This is a genomic window from Xanthomonas sp. LMC-A-07 (genome assembly GCF_030208825.1).
In the GTDB taxonomy this organism is placed as follows: Bacteria; Pseudomonadota; Gammaproteobacteria; order Xanthomonadales; family Xanthomonadaceae; genus Xanthomonas; species Xanthomonas campestris.
In genome coordinates this window covers 1-2,493 of sequence record NZ_JARVTF010000018.1, presented here as the reverse complement: position 1 = coordinate 2,493, position 2,493 = coordinate 1, and the positions used below count along the sequence as shown (strand labels likewise).

General features: G+C 57.0%; 3 protein-coding genes. All 3 read right to left on the bottom strand.

Annotated elements, in window-relative coordinates; genetic code table 11:
• Positions 1 to 819: 819 nt before the first annotated feature.
• Positions 820 to 1,221 carry a hypothetical protein gene (locus QRM89_RS18525; protein ID WP_115005311.1) on the bottom strand — a complete coding sequence of 134 codons (402 nt, stop codon included), beginning with the start codon at positions 1,219 to 1,221 and terminating at the stop codon, positions 820 to 822.
• Positions 1,222 to 1,621: 400 nt separating this feature from the next.
• Positions 1,622 to 2,080, bottom strand: coding sequence for a hypothetical protein (locus tag QRM89_RS18520; RefSeq protein ID WP_029819656.1), 459 nt, complete (start codon positions 2,078 to 2,080; stop codon positions 1,622 to 1,624).
• A 76-nt stretch (positions 2,081 to 2,156) separates the two neighbouring features.
• On the bottom strand, positions 2,157 to 2,493 hold a 337-nt coding region (locus QRM89_RS18515; protein ID WP_285448678.1), incomplete at its 5' end, for a hypothetical protein.

Genomic DNA, 2,493 nt, shown 5'->3' with positions numbered 1-2,493 from the left:
CGTCGGCCTGGCCGATGTGGTTAGGCTCATCCTCCGACGCCGTTGATCAGACCATCCTTAGGCGCCGGCCGAAGTAGCCGGAGCCCGCTCTAACTCTGATGCAGATATATCCGCTAGCCAGATGGTGCGGCCCTCCGAGCCGACGCACTCGACGGCGAAAGCGGCCTCATGGCCTGGCTGAACCGCGTGCACCAGAACGACTGCTCCAAGGTCGCCGATCTGGGGAGGCCTTTGGCTGGAGTCGTGGTCTATCCGAGCGTCGGGGATGTTTGCGATAACGCGAACTATGTCGAACTCAGAGATTCGCATTGCGGGACCTAACACTTGAATTAAGCCGCGCCACGAAGTGGCGTCGGCTTGAATGAATTGTTAGGTGCCGCTGCCCGCATTGGATGATCCGGATGCTCGGCCACGAATGCTGCAACCTCCGAGAGCTTCGCAGGAAGTGGCACGCAAGGATGGCTGCGGTAACTGAAGAAGCGGAAGCCCGCGTTGTACAGCGCCTGGACCTTAGCCCATTGCTCAGTGTCTTTGGCCGCAGGTGCCTTGAAGGACCGGCCCATCTCATGGAGCTGACCGCCGCAATTAGCACAGACGACTGGGGTGTCACGGGGCGCCACCTTGAAGCTCTTGCGGCAGTCGAAGCAAGCATGCGCCACCAGGTAGGAGGCACCTGGTGTAGCAACCTTGGGCGTAGCAGGTGCACGGTTACCTGCATCCCGCCGGAGTGCCATGCGTCTGCTCTTCTCGGAAGCTGTCATAGGCACCTAACGTTTGAATTAAGCCGACTGGCGAAGCCAGTTCGGCTTGAATGAATTGTTAGGCACCGCCGACGCCTACGATGACGCAGATTGCAGGTGTGGTTAGGAACCAAACAACTGGCAGCCAGACGAGCTTACGTGCCCGGAGCCACAGCGGTTTGAGGTGGGGCGGGATAGTAGACGACGGCTGTGCGATCCAGCCCAGCTCACGAAAATTGTTGTGGTAGCCAGGACCAAGACCAGGAAATTGCGTGAGGTGTTCCCAGGTGGCTCGATCAGCGCTCAGAAGATCTCGACGAAAGCGGATGTTGAGTAGGGCGCCAGCCACGCCGGCAAGTGCAAGACTACCCGCGGCATAGAACGTGATCAGCCACTCTCGTGGACCGACCACACCGAAACGCAGCATAAGAACCCAAGCTGCCAAAACTCCCCATGCAACAAATAGCCATCGAACTTTCATGCAGTGCCTAACGCTTGAATTAAGCCGAGTTGCGAAGCAACTTCGGCTTGAATGAGTTGTTAGGCAGTGAGTGGCCGCGAAGGTTGGATGGTGCAACCCTGCTCCCCAGCACTGCCGCCTTGACCGAGTGTGCCACAGCTTGCGGGATGGAGCTTGCCTCAGCGATGCAGCGGCGCGTGATGCCGCCGAAGCCAATTGCAACGAGCGCAGCGCGGGAACGACGTGCCAAGGCGAAGCACCGAACTTACCGCAACCCGCAACGGTGATGACTGCTGTCCGGAGCCAACCGCATGTACGCCTGCGAACTCACCGAAGCAGCAACCACCAACGCATTTGCTCCACCACGGCCTAACGCCTGAATTAAGCCGACCCGCGAAGCGGGTTCGGCTTGAATGAATTGTTAGGCGCCAAGCCCAAGTTTTCCGCGGTAGGGCGCCAAGAGCAGATCGTGCACATTGTTTACGCGAGTCAGAAGACTAGAGATAGAACCACTGCGGATCGAAAGCTCTTCCGAAAGTGCTTGAAGTTCTTCAGAACTGCACGGCTGCCGCCTGAACATCACGAGTGACGCCTGATGGGCCACGTGGTCTCGGTGAGGAATCTCGGCCTGAAGGTCTTTGACAAGCTGTGAGTCTGAGCATGTCTTAGCGAAGACTTTCAGGAGCGTACCAAGCGCTGCGTTATCGTAGTCGCTGCCTGTGAAACCGAAGTGCAGGTCGATACCTAAGCGATGCTTGGCAATGCTGAAGTAGTTCCGCAAGTAGGTCTTTAGCAGTGCCTCAATGAGCTGATAGCCGCCAAGCGTCAGGTTGGCGATCTCTTGATAGCTCTTTGCTGCGGATGCCCGATCTGTGTCCATGGCGCCTAACACCTGAATTAAGCCGAGCCGCGAAGCGGCTTCGGCTTGAATGAATTGTTAGACCTTTCTGCCGGACTCAAACGTCCTGGCCATGCTGAGCGCGGCCCAACAGGGATTCCGCCAAAGTCAGGCCCCTGTGATAAGCCCTGACTGCGACGTCTTCTTGCATGATGCGATCATGAAGGATGTCCTTTCCATCGTCATCAGTGATGGAAATGCCAAGCTCATCTGCTTTGAGAAGACTTTCCCGCTGCTGCTCTGCGCGAGAAAGAGCACTTTTCCACCAGGTTACGGAATCTTCCAGTTGCTTCATTCGCTCTTTTGAAACCACGCCGAACTCCTTGAAAGGTCTAACGCCTGAATTAAGCCGAGTTGCGAAGCAACGTCGGCTTGAATGAGTTGTTAGGCAGTGA

Bases quoted from the DNA above. Each gene is read 5' to 3' on its own strand.
- QRM89_RS18525 (WP_115005311.1), bottom strand. From the start codon at position 1,221: ATGAAAGTTCGATGGCTATTTGTTGCATGGGGAGTTTTGGCAGCTTGG.
- QRM89_RS18520 (WP_029819656.1), bottom strand. From the start codon at position 2,080: ATGGACACAGATCGGGCATCCGCAGCAAAGAGCTATCAAGAGATCGCC.